Origin of the sequence: Uniformispora flossi, from assembly GCF_049534875.1 — a bacterium.
Taxonomy (GTDB): Bacteria; Actinomycetota; Actinomycetes; order Streptomycetales; family Streptomycetaceae; genus Yinghuangia; species Yinghuangia aomiensis.
On record NZ_JBMULZ010000012.1, the window covers coordinates 123967 to 142960 of the forward strand.

Annotated in this window: 15 protein-coding genes and 2 tRNA genes; 6 read left to right on the forward strand and 11 right to left on the reverse strand. The window is 71.6% G+C overall.

Annotated features, from left to right (window positions below):
* Positions 1 to 2 precede the first annotated feature (2 nt).
* A complete protein-coding gene (locus ACPA54_RS24910; RefSeq protein ID WP_423533277.1) occupies positions 3 to 1472 on the reverse strand; it encodes a catalase in 1470 nt (489 codons plus the stop codon).
* A 143-nt stretch (positions 1473 to 1615) separates the two neighbouring features.
* Between ACPA54_RS24910 and ACPA54_RS24915 the strand changes: the two genes are divergently transcribed.
* Positions 1616 to 2026, forward strand: a complete 411-nt coding sequence (locus tag ACPA54_RS24915) for a Fur family transcriptional regulator (protein WP_423533278.1) — start codon at positions 1616 to 1618, stop codon at positions 2024 to 2026.
* 241 nt (positions 2027 to 2267) lie between these two features.
* On the opposite strand, the gene ACPA54_RS24920 is transcribed toward ACPA54_RS24915, so the two are convergent.
* On the reverse strand, positions 2268 to 3452 hold the full coding sequence (locus ACPA54_RS24920; protein ID WP_423533280.1) for a hypothetical protein: 1185 nt from the start codon (positions 3450 to 3452) through the stop codon (positions 2268 to 2270).
* A gap of 713 nt (positions 3453 to 4165) precedes the next feature.
* Here ACPA54_RS24920 and ACPA54_RS24925 point away from each other — a divergent pair.
* The 3 genes from ACPA54_RS24925 (at position 4166) to ACPA54_RS24935 (ending at position 7204) form a co-directional block, all read left to right on the forward strand.
* The gene (locus ACPA54_RS24925) at positions 4166 to 4987 is read left to right on the forward strand and encodes an ABC transporter ATP-binding protein (RefSeq protein ID WP_345673852.1); all 822 of its coding nucleotides are present in this window, start codon (positions 4166 to 4168) and stop codon (positions 4985 to 4987) included.
* Positions 4984 to 5979, forward strand: coding sequence for an ABC transporter permease (locus ACPA54_RS24930; protein WP_423533283.1), 996 nt, complete (start codon positions 4984 to 4986; stop codon positions 5977 to 5979). Before ACPA54_RS24925 ends, ACPA54_RS24930 begins: the two co-directional genes overlap by 4 nt.
* 76 nt (positions 5980 to 6055) lie before the next feature.
* A complete protein-coding gene (locus ACPA54_RS24935; RefSeq protein WP_423533285.1) occupies positions 6056 to 7204 on the forward strand; it encodes an ABC transporter substrate-binding protein in 1149 nt (382 codons plus the stop codon).
* Positions 7205 to 7277: 73 nt separating this feature from the next.
* On the opposite strand, the gene ACPA54_RS24940 is transcribed toward ACPA54_RS24935, so the two are convergent.
* From ACPA54_RS24940 to ACPA54_RS24950, 3 genes are all read right to left on the reverse strand, one after another.
* The gene (locus ACPA54_RS24940; RefSeq protein ID WP_423533287.1) at positions 7278 to 9167 is read right to left on the reverse strand and encodes a tetratricopeptide repeat protein; all 1890 of its coding nucleotides are present in this window, start codon (positions 9165 to 9167) and stop codon (positions 7278 to 7280) included.
* Positions 9168 to 9377: 210 nt separating this feature from the next.
* A tRNA-Met gene (locus tag ACPA54_RS24945) sits at positions 9378 to 9454 on the reverse strand.
* A 75-nt stretch (positions 9455 to 9529) separates the two neighbouring features.
* Entirely contained in the window at positions 9530 to 10624 is a 1095-nt protein-coding gene (locus ACPA54_RS24950) for a Gfo/Idh/MocA family protein (RefSeq protein ID WP_423533289.1), read from the reverse strand.
* Positions 10625 to 10990: 366 nt separating this feature from the next.
* Here ACPA54_RS24950 and ACPA54_RS24955 point away from each other — a divergent pair, with 366 nt between their 5' ends.
* The gene (locus ACPA54_RS24955) at positions 10991 to 11284 is read left to right on the forward strand and encodes a hypothetical protein (protein ID WP_345673847.1); all 294 of its coding nucleotides are present in this window, start codon (positions 10991 to 10993) and stop codon (positions 11282 to 11284) included.
* 224 nt (positions 11285 to 11508) lie between these two features.
* Here the strand turns inward: ACPA54_RS24955 and ACPA54_RS24960 are convergent.
* Together ACPA54_RS24960 and ACPA54_RS24965 are read right to left on the reverse strand one after the other, a co-directional pair.
* A tRNA-Met gene (locus tag ACPA54_RS24960) sits at positions 11509 to 11582 on the reverse strand.
* A 150-nt stretch (positions 11583 to 11732) separates the two neighbouring features.
* The gene (locus tag ACPA54_RS24965; protein WP_423533291.1) at positions 11733 to 14771 is read right to left on the reverse strand and encodes a UPF0182 family membrane protein; all 3039 of its coding nucleotides are present in this window, start codon (positions 14769 to 14771) and stop codon (positions 11733 to 11735) included.
* Positions 14772 to 15016: 245 nt separating this feature from the next.
* Here ACPA54_RS24965 and ACPA54_RS24970 point away from each other — a divergent pair, with 245 nt between their 5' ends.
* Positions 15017 to 15541 carry a PPA1309 family protein gene (locus ACPA54_RS24970; protein ID WP_345673845.1) on the forward strand — a complete coding sequence of 175 codons (525 nt, stop codon included), beginning with the start codon at positions 15017 to 15019 and terminating at the stop codon, positions 15539 to 15541.
* 89 nt (positions 15542 to 15630) lie between these two features.
* Here ACPA54_RS24970 and ACPA54_RS24975 read toward each other — a convergent pair whose 3' ends face one another.
* The 4 genes from ACPA54_RS24975 to ACPA54_RS24990 all read right to left on the reverse strand — a co-directional run bounded on the left by ACPA54_RS24975 (position 15631) and on the right by ACPA54_RS24990 (position 18772).
* Positions 15631 to 16686 carry a YlbL family protein gene (locus ACPA54_RS24975; protein WP_423533293.1) on the reverse strand — a complete coding sequence of 352 codons (1056 nt, stop codon included), beginning with the start codon at positions 16684 to 16686 and terminating at the stop codon, positions 15631 to 15633.
* A gap of 10 nt (positions 16687 to 16696) precedes the next feature.
* On the reverse strand, positions 16697 to 16933 hold the full coding sequence (locus ACPA54_RS24980; protein ID WP_423533295.1) for a hypothetical protein: 237 nt from the start codon (positions 16931 to 16933) through the stop codon (positions 16697 to 16699).
* Between the two features lie 210 nt (positions 16934 to 17143).
* On the reverse strand, positions 17144 to 17614 hold the full coding sequence (locus ACPA54_RS24985) for a molybdenum cofactor biosynthesis protein MoaE (RefSeq protein WP_345673842.1): 471 nt from the start codon (positions 17612 to 17614) through the stop codon (positions 17144 to 17146).
* A 69-nt stretch (positions 17615 to 17683) separates the two neighbouring features.
* The gene (locus ACPA54_RS24990) at positions 17684 to 18772 is read right to left on the reverse strand and encodes an NAD-dependent epimerase/dehydratase family protein (protein ID WP_423533462.1); all 1089 of its coding nucleotides are present in this window, start codon (positions 18770 to 18772) and stop codon (positions 17684 to 17686) included.
* Between the last annotated feature and the right edge of the window lie 222 nt (positions 18773 to 18994).

The following is an 18994-nucleotide window of genomic DNA, read 5'->3' on the forward strand; positions in this document are numbered from 1 at the left end:
CGTCAGCCGGTGCGCAGTGCCTTCACCGCCGCCTCCAGCCGGTCGCCGTACTCCGCGTCCGCGGCCCGGAAGTTCGCCACCGCCCGGTCGACGAGATCGTCGCGGGTGACCTGGGCGATGAACCCGGCGAGGTTGTCGACCAGCCGGGCCTTCTCGTCCTCGGACATCAGCCGGTACAGGTTGCCCGCCTGTACGAAGTCGTCGTCCTCGGCGTGCGACGGGGCCTCGAACGTGCCGGTGTGGCCGGTGACCGGGGAGGCCGCGTAGAGCGGCTCGCCGGTCTCGTACGGGCCGCCGAAGCTGTTCGGCTCGTAGTTCTTCGCCCGGCCGCCGGTGTTCGTCGCCATCGTGCCGTCCCGGCCGTGGTTGCGCGCGGTCGTGGCGTGCGGGGCGTTGACGGCGAGCTGCGTGTGGTTCACGCCCAGGCGGTAGCGATGCGCGTCCGCGTAGGCGAACAGCCGCCCCTGGAGCATCTTGTCCGGCGACGGACCGATGCCGGGGACGAAGTTGTTCGGCGAGAACGCCGCCTGCTCGACCTCGGCGAACACGTTCTCCGGGTTCCGATCCAGCACCAGTCGGCCGACCTCGACGAGCGGGTAGTCGGCGTGCGGCCACACCTTGGTCAGGTCGAACGGGTTGAACCGGTACTTCGCCGCGTCGGCGACCGGCATGAGCTGGACCTTGAGCGTCCACGACGGGAACTGCCCGGCGTCGATGGCCTCGCGCAGGTCGCGCTGGTGCGAGTCGGGGTCGCGGCCCGCGAGTTCGGCGGCCTCGGCGGAGGTCAGGGTGCGGATGCCCTGGTCGGTCTTGAAGTGGTACTTCACCCAGTACGCCTGGCCCTCGGCGTTCGTCCACAGGTAGGTGTGCGAGCCGAACCCGTCCATGTGCCGGTACGACGCCGGGATGCCGCGGTCCCCGAACAGCCACGTCACCTGGTGTGTCGCCTCGGGCGACAGGCCCCAGAAGTCCCAGACGTTGTCGGCTTCCTGGATGCCGGTGTACGGGTCGCGCTTCTGCGTGTGGATGAAGTCGGGGAACTTCAGCGGGTCCTTGATGAAGAAGACCGGCGTGTTGTTGCCGACGAGGTCGTAGTTGCCTTCCTCGGTGTAGAACTTCAGCGCGAATCCGCGCGGGTCCCGCACCGCGTCGGCGGCGCCGAGGTTGCCGGCGACCGTCGAGAAGCGCGCGAAGACCTCGGTGCGGCGGCCCGGCTCGGCGAGGAAATGCGCCTTGGTGAAGCGGGTGAGGTCGGCGGTGACCTCGAAGTAGCCGTACGCGCCGGACCCGCGGGCGTGCACCACGCGCTCCGGGATCCGCTCCCGGTTGAAACGGGCGAGCTTCTCCAGCAGGTACTGGTCCTGGATCAGCAGCGGACCCCCGACACCGGCCTGGGCGGAGTTCTGGTTGTCGGCGACCGGCGCCCCGGACTCGGTGGTGAGGGTGGCGCGCGAGGCGGTGGTGTCGGACATGCGAGTACTCCCCTTCGGACCCCGGGCGCCGGTGTCGCGGCGTCCCGGCCTGCGGACGGTCTCCAACCTAGATCCGAACTTAGAACTTGTCTAGTTCTGAATTTGGACTGATTCCAAAGTTGGTAGGGGTGTACTCTTCCGGCATGACCGACCTTCTGGAACGCCTCCGCGAACGCGGGTGGCGGCTGACCGCGCAGCGGCGCGTCGTGGCCGAGGTCCTCAACGGCGAGCACGTGCACCTCACCGCCGACGAGGTGCACGAGCGCGCGGGGCAGCGGCTGCCCGAGATCAGCCGCGCGACCGTGTACAACACGCTGGGCGAGCTGGTCGCCCTCGGCGAGGTCCTCGAGGTCGCCACCGACGGGCGCGCGAAGCGCTACGACCCGAACGCGCACCGGCCGCACCACCACCTGGTGTGCACCGGCTGCCGAACCATCCGCGACGTGCCGGCCCCGCCGGACAGCGGCCTGCTCCCGGACGACGCGGCGTTCGGCTTCGCGGTGACCGGGGTGGAGATCACCTACCGGGGGCTGTGCCCGGACTGCCGGGGCTGAGCGAGCTGGGATAGCGGCCGACGCCGAGCGGGTGCCGCCGGATCGGCGCCAGGCGGGCCGGTCGGGCGCGGGCTTCGCGCGCCTGCGGCAGGCCGGGCGGCCCGGAGTCGGCCAGGCGCCGTTCCGGCTCGCGCCACGTCGGGGCAACCGGCCGCTCGTGCCTGCGGCAGGCCGGGCCATCGGAGCACCGGGGCACAGCGCTACCGCTCCACCCGCCCCGCTTCCTCCGCCACCCCGTCGCTCACCGTTCTCCTTGCTCTTCGGGCAGCCACGTCCTCGTCAACGCCACCGCGCCCGCCCGGGCCGCGCGGCGGTACGCGGGCTCGTCGGCATCCAAGTGCGCATGCAGTTCCGCCAGATCGTGCTCCCGGCCGCATTCGCCGAGCCCGATCAACAGCCCGGGCACCAAGCCGCGGCCCGGCGGCTTGTCGAGCAGCGCGCGATAGGCGCTCGCGGGGTCGGTTCCGCCCGCGACCAGCCGGCCGCGCGCGGCGGCGCGGACCGCGGGCGAACGGTCGGCGAGGGCGGAAGCCAACGGGCGCGGGTCGCTCATCGGCGGCAACGCCTCGACCGCGCGCTCACGCACGCCCGCGTCGTCCACCCGCAGCAACGCCAACGCAGCCCGGTCGCGATGCCGCCCCCGCAACCGACGCAGCAGCTCGTGCCCCGCCGCCGACCGGCACGCGTGGTCTCGGTCGCGCAGGGCGATCCGCAGCAGCTCCTTGTCGTCGGATATCCCCAGCCCCCGGGCGAGTTCGTGGCCGAACCGGCGCAGCGGCGGAGTCGGCGACGCGGCCAGGTCGCGGGCGTGCCCGTGACGCCGTGCGGGCAGATGTGCGGCGCGATATGCGTCCCGATACACGTCGGAGATGCCCTCGGCGCGTGACCTGCCGCGCCGCAGGTCGAGGATCGGCACGACGGCGGCGGCTTCGTCGGGGTCCAGCCGCCACATCAGCCCCACGCGGGCTCGGCGCCGCACCGGCTCGGCCCAGTCGTCGCTGCGCAGCGCCAGCATCGCGGCGGCAAGTCGGCCGGGTTGGGCGGCCAACCGCACGACGGCTTCCTCGCGGATGCCGCCGTTCTCGTCCGTCGCGAGCAGCGCAAGCAGGGCAGAATGCCCCTGCCTGAGCAGCCCGCGGCGGCTCTTCACTCCACCGGCAAACTCCCGTGCCGCGCCCGGTTGCCGGGCGGCGGCGTCGAGCGCGACCAAGGTGCGGGGCGGGAGTTCGGCGAGGGCGGCGGCAGCGGCGTCGAGGTCGGGCACATGCTCGCCGGCAGCGGCTTCGCGGAGCAACGCGAGCAGAACATCCGCGCGCGCCGCGGGAAATCCGGCGGCCGCTTCGGCGGCGAGGGACGCGGCCGCGCCACGCGAAGGGCTCTCGGCGATCGTGGCGTCGACGACAGCTTCCGCGGAACGGATGCCCACAGAACCGCGCGCCGCGGAGCGCACCGCCGGAGCGCCGGGATCGCGACCGGCCGAGTCCGCGGCGCCGCCCGAGCCCGACGCACCGACTGCGGCTGCGGCTGCGGCTGCGGCGCCACCGTCCGAACCCTCGGCCCGGCTGCCGCCCTCGGCTCTCGCATCCACGGCCGATTTCGCGGCTGCGTCCTTGCTCCGCCCCCGACGGCTCGCCGGGATGCCCGAGGACCTCTCCGCCCGCGCGCTGTCCGTTCCGCGCTGTTCGCCGTCTCCCTCGGCCCGCATCCCGCCCCTCCCGTCCGGCGGCCGTCGTGCCGCCGCTCGCCACTTCGTGCCCGCCCCGCCCGGACCACCACGGCCGCCCGGCGGTCATACCACCGCGGTCGGGGGCTCATCCGCGTGACGCCGCCCCAGGTCACCGCCGTGCTGCGGCGTCGGGAGAGCGGTTCCCCCTCGCCGCATCCGCGCGCCGTGCCTACCGCCGTTCGCAATCTCCCGGCCCCCGCCTCGCCGTCCAGCCTGCCGTACGCGGCTCGGCTCTCCCGCATCCGCATCCCACATTGTGCCTTTGTCGACCCAACGGTCGATTTCTCTTGTCTCACCTGACGACCCGTCATATCGTCACGCGGCACGACGGTGATCACTTTTCGGATACCGAAAACCCCCGAGAGGCGAACACCTCGCACCAACCCTCCGATTGCTCCCGGGAGTGGATGAACGTGACCGCAACGCCACCGGATCCGGTGACCGGCGGTGCCGGCGCACCGGATGTGAAGATCCACGCGGCCGACGTGGAACGCCACTTCGGCCGCGGGGCCAAACGCGTCGACGCCCTCGGCCCGCTGGACCTGGACATCCGTACCGGCGAGTTCTGCTGCATCGTCGGCCCGTCCGGCTGCGGCAAGTCGACGTTCCTGCGCATCGTCGCCGGCCTCGTCCGGCCGACCGCGGGCCGCGTCGAGATCGCCGCGAACTCGCCGCATCCTGCCGCCATGGTGTTCCAGAACTACGGCATCAGTCCGTGGAAGACCGTCCTCGCCAACGTCCGCTTCGGCCTGGACATCCAGCACGTGCCGCGCAAGGAAGCCGACGCACGCGCCCGCGACTGGCTCGGCCGCCTCGGCCTCGCCCAGTTCGCCGACCAGTACCCCGCCGCCCTGTCCGGCGGCATGCAGCAGCGCGTGTCGATCGCGCGGGCACTCGCCGTGGAGCCGGAGATCCTGCTCATGGACGAGCCGTTCGCCGCCCTCGACGCCCAGCTCCGGACGATCCTCCAGGACGAGCTGCTGGAGGTCTGCCAAGCCGACCAGCGCACCGTCCTGTTCGTCACACACAGCCTGGAAGAGGCCCTGCTGCTCGGCGACCGCGTCCTGGTGATGTCGTCGCGGCCCGGACGCATCATCGCCGAACGCGTCCCGCCGTTCGCCCGTCCGCGGACCGGTGCCGTCCGCACCTCCCCGGAATTCGCCGAGATGCAGGCCGAGTTGTGGGCCCTGTTGCGCGGCGAGGTCGAGACCGCCACCGCCGGAGCCACGTCATGACCGAGAACACCGCGCAGCACGACACCGCCGCCGGCACCGAACCGGGGGCGAAGTCCGCCGATGCCCCCGGCAGTACAGCGCCCTCGGCCCCCCGGTCCGGCGGGACCGACAAGGCCGCCCGGCCCACGGCGTCCGCCGCCGCCAAGCCCGGCCTGCTCCTCGTCCGTGCGCCCGGCCCCGCCGAACTCGACCCGGGCAAGACCCGCGTCCGCCGCCGGGTGCTGGAGGTCGGCCTCGGCATCGCCGTGCCGCTGCTGCTGATCCTGTGGTGGCAGCTCGCCGTCCAGCAGAACTGGATCGACTCGCGGCTCTATCCGGCACCGCAGACGATCTTCCAGGACGGCTGGGACCGGCTCGTGGACGGCAAGCTGTGGCCGGACATCTGGGCCACCGTGCGCCGCGCCCTGCTCGGCTTCACCCTCGGCGCGTTCGCGGGCTACGCCGTCGGCCTGCTCACCGGCTCGATGCCGCTGGTCCGCGCCGCCCTCGAACCGATGCTGGACGCCCTGTACGTCGTCCCCAAGCTCGCCCTGCTGCCGGTCTTCCTCATCATCTTCGGCCTCGGCGAGACCCCGCACATCGTCCTGATCGCCGTCACGGTGTTCTTCGTCGTGTGGATCCAGACGATGGCGTCGGTCCTCACCGTCCCCGAGGGCTACCGCGAAGCCGCGACGGTCTTCGGCGCCGGGCGGTGGCAGATGTACCGGCACATCCTCATCCCGGCCTCGCTGCCCCAGGTGGTCGTCGGTCTGCGCCTCGCGTCCGGCATGGCCGTACTCGTCATCGTCGCGTCCGAGGGCATCGCCTCGCCGAACCGCGACGGCCTCGGCTACCTGATCTTCAACGCCAAGGAACTCTTCGACAACCGCGCGATGTACGTCGGCATCATCGTCGTCGCCATCGTCGGCGTCGCCTTCTCCGAACTCGTCCGCTTCATCGGCCGGCTGCTCACCCCGTGGGCACCCGACCGCCGCGGCGCCGGCGGCAGCTGAGCCGCACGCACGGCCGGACCACCGCAGCCCCGGCGGCGGTCTGCTCCACACCTCATGTCCCCCGGAGGAAACCCTCATGGCACGTCGCCACACCACCGTGGCCACGGTCTTGCTCGCGTGCACCGCACTGCTCACCGCGTGCGTCTCGTCGGACGACGGGAACAAGACCGACAACGCCAAGTCCGCCCCGTCCCCCACCGCACCCGTCGCCGCCGTCGCCGGATGCGAGAAGGGCTGGACCGACCCGGCCGACCTGTCCCCCACCCGCGCCCCGGCCCGCTGCGCGCCCAACACCCCCGCGCCCAAGCCGCTCGCCGCCAAGACCAAGATCGTCGTCACCGCGGGCACGCTCTCCGCCGAATACCTCGGCCCGCTGCGCATGGCCAAGGCCAAGGGCGAGTTCGACAAGGAAAACCTCGACGTCGAGATCAAGCAGATGCCGTCGACCGACGCCATCACCTCGCTCGCCAAGGGCCAGATCGACGCCCTCTACTCGGCGCCCGAGGCCGGCTTCGTCAACGCCGCGAAGCAGAACTTCGACGTCAAGTGGGTCCTCGGCAACTACTCGTCCGACCCCAAGTCGAAGTCCGGCGTGTGGGCCCGCCTCAAGGACGGCCAGACCGCCGACCAGGTCGACCTCAAGGGCAAGTCCTTCGGCTCGCTGGTCGGCAAGACGTCGATCATCATGTACCCGATCGCGTCGGTGCTGGACAAGCACAACGCCAAGCCCACCGACGTCGACTTCAAGCAGCTCGACGCGCAGGGCGTCGCGCAGGCGCTGGAGAACGGCGGCGTCGACGCGGCCTGGCTGCTCGACCCGGTCTGGAAGAACTTCGACAACAAGCCCGGCTACGCGTTCCTCGGCGGCCAGCCCGCCGGCGAGCCGATCGGCGGCTTCCTCTACGGCCCGAACCTGCTGGAGAAGAACCGCGACGCCGGCGTCGCGTTCGCGCGGGCGCTGATCCGCACGATCAACACCTACTTCGCCGGCGACTACAAGTCCGACCCGGCGTTCGTCCAGGAACTCGCCACCACGCTCGGCAGCAAGCCCGAACTCCTCTCGGCCGTGCCGTCCCTGGTGACCGACTGGGAGATCCGCAAGGGCACCGTCGACAAGGCCCAGGAGCAGTTCGTCGCCGGCAAGGTCGTCGAAGCCCCGGCGCTGCCCGAGGACAAACTCGTGGACCGGTCCTTCTACGCGGAAGCCGTCGGCCACAACGGCTGACCCGCACCCCGCACCGCCGCGGCACCGGCCTGCACAGGCCGGTGCCGCGTCGCGTCGACGCCGGACACCCGGATCAGGACGCCATCTCGGCGCGCAGCGCATGGAGCAACCGCTCCGCACGCGCCGCGAGTTCCGGCGGCCCATAGGCGATCACCGGACCGCACCAGCGTTCCGCCGCCGCCACGTCGCTCCGCTTCAGCGCCAGGACGACCAACCGCATCGCCGCCCGCCCGTGGCCCTGCTCGGCCGCCGCCCGCAGCCACGGCTCGGCACCCTTCGGATCCCCGCGCCGCAGATGCACCAGGCCCAAGTTCCAGGCGCCGGCCACACTTCCCGCCTCCGCAGCCGCTCGGAACCGCCGCGCCGCCGACCCTTCGGCACCGCGCCGGGCGAGCAGCACACCGCAGCGCAGCATCGCCGGGACGTGCCCCGCATCGGCCGCCGCCGCGTACCAGTCCTCGGCACCCGCCGCGTCGCCGAGCTGCGCCAGCAACGCCGCGAGCCGCACCGCACCCACCGTGCGCCCGGCCGCCGCCACCCGGTACGCCCGCACCGCGCCCTCCATCGCGCCGCGCCGCTCCAGGATCATGCCGAACTGCAAGGCCGCGTCCGGATGGCCGGATTCGCACGCCCGCGCCCAGCACCGCTCCGCCGCCGCGGCCCCCTCCGCGGTCGGCCGACGCGCGTAGAGGATGCCCAGGTTGTACGCGCCGTCGATGCTGCCCGCTTCGCTGGCGCGCGCGAACCACACCTCGGCCTCTTCTTCGTCGTCGCGGGCCAGCAGCAGCCCGGCGAGCGCGTTCGCCGCCTCGGCGTGCCCCGCGTACGCGGCCATCCGGTACCAGCGCTCGGCTTCCGCATCGTCCTCGCGCGAGGCGTGCAGCAGGCCCAGGTTGAAGGCCCCGTTGGACTCGCCCGTCGCCGCGGCGCGTTCGTACCAGTGCGCCGCCTCGGCAGCCCGCCCTTCGGCGGCCAGCAGCGCACCGAGCGCGTTCGCCGCGGTCCCGTCGCCGTCCTCCGCGGCACGCCGCCACCAGTGCGCCGCACCGTCCACGTCGCCGCCGTCCTGGCGCAGGAACCCGAGCGCCCGCGCGGCCACCGCATCGCCTTCCTCCGCGGCCAGCCGGAACCAGCTCTCCGCCTCCGGCAGATCGCCCGCCCGCTGCAGCAATTGCGCCAGCCGCACCGCGGCGCGGATGTGCCCGCACGACGCGGCCCGCAAGAACCAGGCCGCCGCGGCGCGTTCGTCGCCGCGCTCCTGCCCGGTGCGGCCGAGCCGGTACGCAGCCTCGGGATGCCCGGCCTCCGCCGCGCGCCGGTACCAGCGCTCGGCCCCGGCCTGCCCCCGCTGCTCGTGGAACTCGCCCAGCACCAACGCGGCCCGGACGTGCCCCGCTTCGGCGGCATTGCGCAGCCAGTACAGCGCCTGGCCGACGTCCTCCGACTCGTGCGGTCCCGCATCCTCCGGCGCGCCGTCCAACAGCAGCGCCCCGAGCGAGAACGCGGCGATCCGGCTGCCCGCCTCGGCGGCGCGCAGCCACCAGCGGCGTGCCTCGTCGACCCGGTCCTCGCGGTGCATGAGCACGCCGAGGTTCGTCGCGGCACCCCGGTGGCCGGATTCCGCCGCACGGCGCAGCCACGTCTCGGCTTCCGTGTCGCCGCGGCGCAGCAGCAGGAGGCCGAGCCGGCTGGCCGCGGTCGCATCGCGGCCCGCGCGTTCGCGGTAGCGGCGTTCCAGTTCGGCGAGTTCGCGGCGGTCGAGGTCCTCGCCCGGTTCCAGGCCCGGGTCTTCGCCGCCCGCGAGATCGTCGCCCGAGCCGCGGCGGCGCGGCCGGAACGGCACCAACACCGCGTAGTCGTCGGGGCGTTTTGCCCGGCCACGGGCGAATGCGTCGGCGCGGCCGCGGTCCAGGACGACGGTGTCCGGGTCTTCGCCCCACCCGTCGTCATCTCCCGCGACCATGCCGGGAGTTGCGGGGCCCCGATTTCGGGCAGCGTCGAGTGGCGGCCGCGCGTGCGCGCTCCGCTCCCCTTGACCCCGCTCTGCCCCCATGCGTCCATCGTCGCATCATCGGACGCACGCGTCAGGGTCGATTTCTCGATAGAAAGATGTCAATCGAGTGACAGTAACGACGAAGGCCCGGCCGCCTGTTCGGCGACCGGACCTCGTACGTGGTAGCGGGGACAGGATTTGAACCTGCGACCTCTGGGTTATGAGCCCAGCGAGCTACCGAGCTGCTCCACCCCGCGTCGGTGAACACAACAGTACGGCAGCGGGCCCGATAGTCCAAATCGATTGCGGCAGGCCCGTCGTCGGGCCCGCCGTCAGGCCTGCGCGACCGGCACCCAGGCACCGTCCGCGGCGGACTTGCGCACGGCGTCCAGCACGGCCTGCCCGGCGACGCCGTCCGCGAACGTGGCGTACGGCGGGTCGGCGGGCACCTCGCGGCCGAGGATCAGGTCGCGGAACGTGCCGGCCAGGCGCGCGTAGGGCGCCCGGTCGATGCCCATGCAGTGGAGCAGGTCGTACGCGGTGTGCAGCAGGTCGCCGGGCGGCGGCTCGGGCGCCGGGTTCGCCAGGTCGTCCGGGACGGCGATCTTGCGGTCGCCTTCCGCGTCGCCGACGTACACGTCGTCGAACTCGACCCAGGCGGTGCCGTGGGTGCCCGCGACGCGCGTGGTCATGAGCGGCGGCCCGTACACGCCCGACGAGCTCTGCAGCGAGCCCTCCACGCCGGTGACCGTGCGGAAGCGGATGTTGAAGGTGTCCTCGGCGGTCTGGCCGGGCCGGTCCGACACGATCGGCAGGCCCGCGCTCACGCCCTCGAACTCGCCGAGCGTGTACCGGATCTGGTCGATCCAGTGGGTCGCGTGCGCGCCGAGCCAGCCGCCGCCGTCCTCGGCACGGCCCCACCACTCCGGAACTTCGGCGGCGGGTCCGGCGAGCACCGGGATGTGCAGCAGCCAGGTCGCCAACCGGGGCGTGCCGACGGCGCCTTCGGCGACCAGCCGGGCGAGCAGCGCCTGCGACGCCGACCAGCGGAACTCGGTGCCGAGCAGGTGCACCACGCCGGCCTTCTCGGCGGCCGCGAGCATCCGCCGGGCCTCGCCGAGGTCGGCCGCGAACGGCTTCTCGCACACCACGTGCTTGCCGGCCTCGACGGCCTCGACCACGAGGTCCGCGTGCGTGTGGGGCGGTGTGGCGATGCTGACCGCGTCGACACCGTCCAGCGCGAGCGCGTCGGCGAGGGAGGTCACCGCGTGCGGCACCCCGAACCGTTCCGCGCGGGCCGCGGTCTTCTCCGGGTCGCGGCCGACGAGGGCCCTCACCTCGAACCCGGCGTCACGGAACGCGGGCAGGTGCGTGAGGCACCCGAAACCGGTCCCGACTATGACCACACCCAGTTTGCCGTCCGCCATCGCGCGCTCCCGTTCCCGCCGTTCCGTGGCGCGGCACGGTAGTCCGTTCGGCGCGAGATCAACAGGGGTCCGGAATGCGCGGCACACGGGACATGACGTTCGTCACATTCCCCGGCCGCGGATTCCCGAAATGCGGGCGCCGCCACCCCGGTCACCCGTTCCCGGCACGTCGTCGAATCGATATATGACCGCACGATTCGCCCGATTGGCCCGTTCTGCTGCGGGAGGTAAGTCGATCCGGTTGGCGACGGCGAGAAATCGACCTTCCGGGCCGTCCGCAAAGCCGGCGGAAAGCCCGCCGAAACAGCCCGCGACATGGCCGAACTCGCGGTCACAGCACGCCCCGGATGGGGTACGGTCTGCGTCGTGGTCATATCAGGAATGGACCATTCGAGCAGGCCGCGGCGGGTTCCGATCCCCGCGGTCGACACCCTGCGCGGCGGCAGCGGTGACCGACTCGAACGGCACCTCGCCCTCTTCGGGCATGCCCCGGCACCGGCCGCGGCTCCCGATCCGGGCACGGTTGCCGCAGTGGCCGCACGCGAGTCGGCCACGCTCATCCAGGACATAACGCCGCGCCCGTCGCGGGCCGGCCACCGCCTGTCCCGCGCCGTCCTGACCGCGCCGCTGCGCGGCCTGCGCCGCCGCATTTCGCTCTGACGCCTCCGGGCTTCCCCAGGAACGGCGCGGCCCGCCTCAGGCGGCAACTCCGACTCTGATTTCCCCGCAACGCCGACCGCCCCACCGGGACCGGTCGGCGTGGCATTTGCATGCCCGCCGTTTCACCGTCGGCACGGACGCGGGAATCCGGGAAACCGGCGAAGCCCGGAAGCCCCCGAAAAAAGCGAAAGACCCGGTTCCGTAGAACCGGGTCTTTCGTACAGTAGCGGGGACAGGATTTGAACCTGCGACCTCTGGGTTATGAGCCCAGCGAGCTACCGAGCTGCTCCACCCCGCGTCGTTGTGTCTTAACCATACGCGATGACCTCCGGGAACACCAAATCCATTCCCCCGGGCCCCGGGGAGGCCGCCCGACGGCGAAGGCCCCGCCGCTTCCGCAGGGAAGCAACGGGGCCTTCGCAGGGCCTTTCGACCGGTCAGCCCGGGGTCACGGCTTCGGCGTCGCGCCTCCCGTGGCCGGCGGCAGCGCGGGCTGCTGGCTCTGGCCCGGAGCCGGCGTGGTGCCGCCTCCGCCGCCGGTGCCCGCCGCCTGTTCCGCCGCGACCGCCTTGTTGATCGCGTCGGTCAGCCGCTTCTGCGCCTCGCCGTACTTGGCGAAGTCGCCCGCCTTCAGGGCTTCGTTGGCGACCGCGAGCGCCTTGGTCGCGTCGTCGAGCGCCTGCTTGACCGTCGGGTTCGTCGGCTGGCCGGTGGCCGGCGGTGTCGTGGTGCCCGGCGTGGCCGGCGGCGTGGTCTGTCCCGGCGTCGTGCCGGGTGTCGTGCCGCCGGAGGCCGGTGGCGTATTCACGTCGAAGACCTTGGTGAGCGCCTGGTCGAGGGTGTCCTCGAAGGCGATCTTGTTGCCGTAGCTGGCCAGCACCTTCTTCATCAGCGGGTACGAGTTCGTCGCGTTGGCGCGCACGTACACCGGTTCGACGTAGAGGATGCCGCCCCCCACCGGGAGGCTCAGCAGGTTGCCGTAGACCACCTGAGAGCCGCCCTGCTGAAGGATGTTCAGCACCTGGCCCACCGCGGGTTCCGAGGTGAACGCGTTCTGCATCAGCTCGGGGCCGTTGATCGCGGTCGTCGACGGCAAGGTCAAGAGTCTGAACTTGCCGTAATCGGGTCCCGGTTGGGCGTTCACCGCCATGAACGACGCCATGTTCTGGCGTTCCTTGGGCACGAAGCTGGTCACCAGCCGGAAAGCCTGCCCGTTCTCTTCGGGCTGGCCCTGTGCCGGGGGCATCTCCATGGACAGGTAGTACGGCGGCTGGTCACCGCTCGCCTGGCGTCCGCCGCTCGGGTCCTTCGGCACCTTCCAGAAGTCCGAGCCGTTGAAGAACGTCTTCGGGTCGGTGACGTGATACCGGGTCAGCAGGTCGCGCTGCACCTTGAAGAGGTCCTGCGGGTAGCGCAGGTGCTCCATGAGTCCGGGCGAGATCTTCGACTTCTTCTCGACCGTGCCCGGGAACGCCTTCATCCACGTCTTGAGGACGGGGTCCTGCTCGTCCCACTGGTAGAGGGTCACCTTGCCGCTGTACGCGTCGACGGTGGCCTTCACCGAGTTGCGGATGTAGTTGACCTGGCCGGTGTTGCCGAGCGTGCTGCGGCCCTGGTTCTGGCGCACCAGCGCGTCGCTGGTGGCCTCGCCCAGGGTGGTGCGCGTCGAGTACGGGTAGCCGTTCGTCGTGGTGTACGCGTCGACTATCCACTGGATGCGCCCGTCGACGACCGCCGGGTACGCGTCGCCGTCGATGGTGAGCCACGGCGCGACGGCCTCGACCCGCTCCTTCGGCGTGCGGTTGTAGAGGATCTTCGACTTCGAGTTGATCGAGTCCGACAGCAGGATGTTGCCTTCGCCGAACTTGGTCGCGTACAGCAGCTTGTTGAACGTCGACCCGATCGGCACGCCGCCGGCGCCGGTGTACGTGTACGTCTGCTGCCCGGCCGCGTCGTTCGCCGTCGGGAAGTCGATCTCGGTCGGCGCGGTGCCCTGGGAGGCGCCCACGATCGAGTACTCGGTCGTCTTCTCGCCGAAGTAGATGCGCGGCTCGTAGTTGCCGATGACCCCGGAGCCGTTGGGCGTGATGTCCTTGTCCATGAACAAGGGCTTGCCTTCGGGGCCGATCTGGGTGCCCTCGGCGGCCACGACGCCGTAGCCGTGGGTGTACTTGGTGTGGTCGTTGACCCAGTTGCGGGTCTGGCCGCCGTCCGGGTTCAGCTCGCGCAGGGCGATGACCGTGTCCTTGGTCTGGTTGCCGACCTGGTACCGGTCGACGTCCAGCGTCGAGTTGAACTGGTAGTACTGCCGCAGCTGCTGGAGCTGCTGGAAGGTCGGCCCGACGATGTTCGGGTCGAGCAGGCGGATGCTGGCCGCGGAGGCCGCCTCGTCCTTCAGGCCGGGCTTGAGGTCGGTCGCGCCCTGGTAGCCCTCGGCCTGCACGTCGGCGATGCCGTAGGCGTCCCGCGTCGCCTTGATGTTGTACTCGATGTACTTGGCTTCCTTGGCCTGCTGGTTCGGCTTGACCTGGAAGCGCTCGACGATGAACGGGTAGAGCCCGCCGATCAGCAGCGCGGACAGCACCATGAGGCCGAAGCCGATGACCGGCAGCGACCAGGTGCGGCGGAACACGTTGACGAAGAACAGCACCGCGCAGATCAGCGCGACGATGAACAGGATCGTCTTCGCGGGCAGCACCGCGTTGGCGTCGGTATAACGCAGACCGGTGAACTGCGAGGCTTCCTTGAAGTCGCCCGAGTGCACGGCGAGCGCGTAGCGGTCCAGCCAGTAGGCAATGGCCTTGAGCAGCACGAAGAGGCCGAGCAGCAGCGAAAGGTGGGCCTGCGCGGCCGGGGTCGCGCGGGCGCCGGGGCTCTGGATGCGGAGCCCGCCGTACAGGTAGTGGGTCAGGACGGCGAGGACAAGGCCGACGACCACCGCGATGAACGCGAAGTCCAGGACGAACCGGTAGAACGGCAGGTCGAACGCGAAGAACGACACGTCCTTGTGGAACTGCGGGTCCTTGACGCCGAACTTGACGCCGTTGACGAACTGCAGCCACGTGCCCCAGTGCCCGGCCGCCGAGGTGCCGGCGATGACGCCGACGACGATCGACAGGCCGGCCAGGATCCAGGCGCGGAACGGGGCGATCGCGGATCGGTAGCGGTCGAGACTCTGCTGCTCCGCGGACATGCCGCGGAAGGCGGGTCGCAGCCGGTACGCGAAATACACGTTGAGGGCCACGGAAGCGGCCATGAGCAGGCCGAAGACCAGGAACAGACCGAGGCGGGTCCACAGCTTGCGCTGCCATACGTCGCCATATCCGACCGACTTGAACCACAGCCAGTCGGTCCAGAAATTGGCGAACAGCACCCAGGCGACGCCGAGCACCACGAGGATGGCGAGCGTCAGCAGCAGGGTGCGGAGACGGCGGGACGGGGCTCCCAGTCTGATACGGCGACCTCTTGGGTCGCCACGTTCGGGCATCTGAAAAACCAAGGGTGCGCACCTCGATCATTACCTGGTTGCGCCCGGTCGGCGCTCGACGTGTCAACTTACCGAGCCTTGACATGGTTCCCCACCGACACGGCCGAACTGTCCGGCTGACGGGACGGTTGCGGCCCTTGCGCCGGGTGGGTGACACGCGCACGGCGGGTCACCTCGGGTGCCCGCGGGTGCGGCTGCGGGGCTGCTGCCCCGGTCGGGCCCGGCGGCACGGGATGATGGTGCGCATGACCGTTGCACTGACCCAGGCCGTCGTCGAGATCGAGCGGCACGTTTCGGCCTTCGGGTGGGACCAGCCCGCCCGTCTCTACGCGCTCGTCGACACGGCCGCGCTGGTCCGGTCCGAGCCGCAGCTCGCCAAGGACCTCGGCTTGGCCGTCGAGGACGGCGCGGCAACCACGCTGACCCCGATCGAGCAGGACGAGATCCCCGCCGAGACCCCGGTGGACGAGTTCCTGGCGGGCATCGCCTGGCCGGACGCGGTCGCGGGCTGCGCGATCGTGCTGGAGCGGCTGATGCTGCCGCCCGCGGCCGAGGCGGAGATGCCGTCGGCGGGCTCGGACGAGGAGATCGCCGCGTGGGTGGCCGCGCGCCCGGACCGCCAGGAGGTGCGGATCGCCGTGGGCGTGCTGCGCGACGGCACCCGCGAGTCGGTGCTGCGGCTGCGGGAGAAGGACGCGGACAGCGAGGTGCTGTCGGGTTCGGAACTGGTCCCGGGCCTGGCGGAGGCCTTGAAGGCGACGTTCGAGTAGTCCGCCGCACGCGGCGCTCTCGGCCGCACCACGCATCCGGCCCGGCCCCCGCGCAGGGGACCGGGCCGTTCGTCTGCTCGGTGCCGGGTTCAGCCGGCCTTGCACTCGGTGAGCGTGCCCTGCCCGGTGCGGATGACGTCGAGCGCCTTGACCGCGTCCTGGAGCGAGTCGACCTGGACGAGGGTGAGGCCGCCGGGCCGTTCCTTGGCGGCCTCCGCGCAGTTGCCCTTGGGCGTCAGGAAGTACTTGGCGCCCGCGTCCCGGGCCGCGATGGTCTTCATCGTGACGCCGCCGATCGGGCCGACGCTGCCGTCGTCGTCGATCGTGCCGGTGCCCGCGACGAACTTGCCGCCGGTGAGGTCGCCGGGGCTGAGGATGTCGACGATGCCCAGGGCGAACATGAGTCCGGCGCTGGGGCCGCCGACGTCCTCGAGGTGGATCGTCACCTGGAACGGGAACTTCGGCAGGGTGCCGGGGGTGATGCCGACGAGGGCGCGGCCGTCGTCGGGGGCCGCGACGGTGCCGACCTCGACGGTGCGCTGCGTGCCGCGGGCGTCGACCGGGTCGACGACGAAGACGACGGTGTCGCCGGCCTTGTGCTTGGTGATGGCGGCGGCGACGTCTTCGGGGGTCTTGATCGGTGTGCCGTCGATGCCGACGATGATGTCGCCCGCGTGCAGCTTGCCGGTGGCGGGCATGTCCTTGGCCACCTTGCCGACGATGACCTGCTCCTCGACGGGGATGCCGAGCTGGTGGAACGCGGCGACCTTCGCGTGCTCCTGCGACGAGGTGAACTCCTCGGCGTTCTCCTGCTCGACTTCCTTCTCGGTCTTGTCGTCGGGGTAGAGGGACTTCTTCGGCACGACGTCGGCGTCGCCCTTGACCCAGCCGATGAACGCGGACAGCAAGGGCATGTTGTAGCCCTTGCTGGTGACCGAAACGGTGGTCATGTTGAGGTGCCCGGAGGCCGGGTACGTCGGTGCGCCGGAGACCTCGATCACGGGCTTGCCGCGGTAGGGGCCCAGGGTGTTGACGGTGGGGCCGGGGGTGAGTTCCCCGTACGGCACCGACGTCAGGGTCGCGGCCAACGCCATGGCTATGAACAGCAGCCCGGAGATGATCAGCGAGGCAGTTCGACGCGACATGGTGGCGACACTACGGCACGTCACGCCGTGCGGTAGCTACGCCCTGGGGGCCGTTCGGGTTGTGCCGGGCCGGGCTGCCGTCACCGGACTCGACCACCCTGGTGAGGACCGCCTGGTACTGCGCGAAATGCTCCGTGGTCTCGCGCATTCCGGGCGCTCTGCGGGTGCGGGTATGCCACGCGGCCCACAGGACCGCGAGGATCAATGCCGCCGCCGGAATGGCCCACCACCATGCGATCGAGGCCACGACGCACCCCCGCCCAAAAGTCCACGGATTAGTGCGTTAATCGTATCTATTCGGATGGATGGGTGCATTCCCGCAAGGGAGGCCTTCACCCGATCCGCTTAACCCGGCGAGGAGTTCGGCGGGGTGTTGGGTGGTGGGCAGTGCGGCGGCGGGATGCCCGCCGACCCGCCCCCGGTGGATCTGACGCTCCATCAGCGACGGATGGTTCCGTCAGCAGGCCCCGACCCACTCCGACGTGCCGTCCGCGAAGTGCTGGTGCTTCCAGATCGGCACCTCGTGCTTGAGGGTGTCGATCAGCTTGCGGCATGCCTCGAACGCCTCGCCCCGGTGCGGGCACGACACCGCGACGACCACCGCGAGGTCGCCGATCTCCAGCGAACCGACCCGGTGCACCGCGGCGAGCGCGCGAACGGGATAGTCGGCCGCCACCTTCTCCGCGACGCGGCGCAGCTCGTCGGCGGCACTCGGGTGCGCGGAGTACTCCAGCGCGGTCACGTGGTGGCCGTGGTCGTGGTCGCGGACCGTGCCGACGAACAGCGCGGTGCCGCCCGCCGCGGCGTCGCCGACCGCGGCGAACACCTCGTCCACGGACAGCGGCGTCTCTCGGATCTCCGCCAAGCGGATCACGTCCGGAACCATCCCGGCACCTGTTTCGGTCGATTCGGTTGTTTCGGCTGCCATGCGGCGCAGTATCCCCCGGACACCGCCCGGCCGGAACTGCCGGCCCGCGCCGACGGCCGGAGCCGCCGGTCAGATGCCGCGGCGTTTGCGGACCTTGCGCACGATCGCCGCGGTGCCGATGAGCGCGACGGTCGCGCCGGCCGCGCCGAGCGTGGTGGCGTCCTTGCGTCCGAGGCGGCGGGCGACGAGCGCGTGGCGCCCGGCGACGTCCTCCAGGAGGCTCGCGAATGCCAGCTCGTTCGTCCACAGCGGCCGCCAGCCCGCGTCGCGCAGCCGCGTCGAGGGCACGACCCAGCCGTGCATCGTGTACGCGAGGTCGCCGGCGGGTGCGGGCGTGAGGCCGAGGCGGTGCAGGCGCTCCGCGGTGCCGAGCGCGAGGGACGCGGGCAGTTCCATGCGGCGCATGCCGGACAGCTCCTCGATCTCCTCCTGCTCCAGCCAGCCCTCGCAGCCGACCGTGACGACGCCCTCGACCTTGCCGAGCGCCGCGTAGACCAGCGCGGACGCCAGGTCGTCGACGTGGCAGAACTGCCACTGCGGGCGGCTGCCGGAGACCACCAGCAGCCGCGGCGCCTCGAAGTGCCTGGTCAGCACCGAGTCGGCTTCCGGGCCGCCGACCAGGGTCGCGGGCCGCACCACGGTGACGTTGAGGGCGCGGTGCGCGCGGGGCGCGCGGGCGGCGAGTTCCTCGATCTCCAGCAGGTCGCCGACCAGGGAGGCGTCGGCGGTCGCCTTGAGCGGCGCGTCCTCGTCGAGCGGGGTCTCGTTCTCGGGCAGCGCTCCGTAGACCATGGCGGACGTGCACAGCACGACCCGGGGCACGCCGGCCGCGGCGGCGGCGGTCAGCACGGTCTGCGTGCCGCGGACGTTCCGGGCTCCGCGGGCGCGCGGCTCGGAGTCGAGGGACAGGTCGAGCGCGAGGTGCAGGACGACGTCGACGCCGTCGAGCCGGCCGGCCAGCGCCGGGTCGCGGACGTCCATGATCCGCCACTGCGCGCCGGGGATGTCGCCGCGCCGCTCGTCGATCGCGACCAGCCGTTTGACCTGCTCGTTCTCGGCGAGCAGCAGGGCTACCCGGTGGCCGAGTCCGGATGCCGCGCCGGTGACCGCGACGACGGGGCGTTTGCTCGGGCCCGGGCCGCGTCGGGGCGTCTCGATGTCGTCCTCCTGAGGCGTCTCGGCCGGAGCCCCGGCCTGCTCGTCGCGCCCACTCCGCCCAGAGCGAACGTGCGGAGGCTGGGAACTCACTCGGCGCCTCCCGTGGTTAGTTTGGTACGTGCGGCTCGCCTACGTTTACTGAGGAGTACGCGTTCGGTTCGTTCGCACGCGACGCAACATCCGCAATCCATCCTGCCCGAGGTGTGGCCATGACCAGCAAGC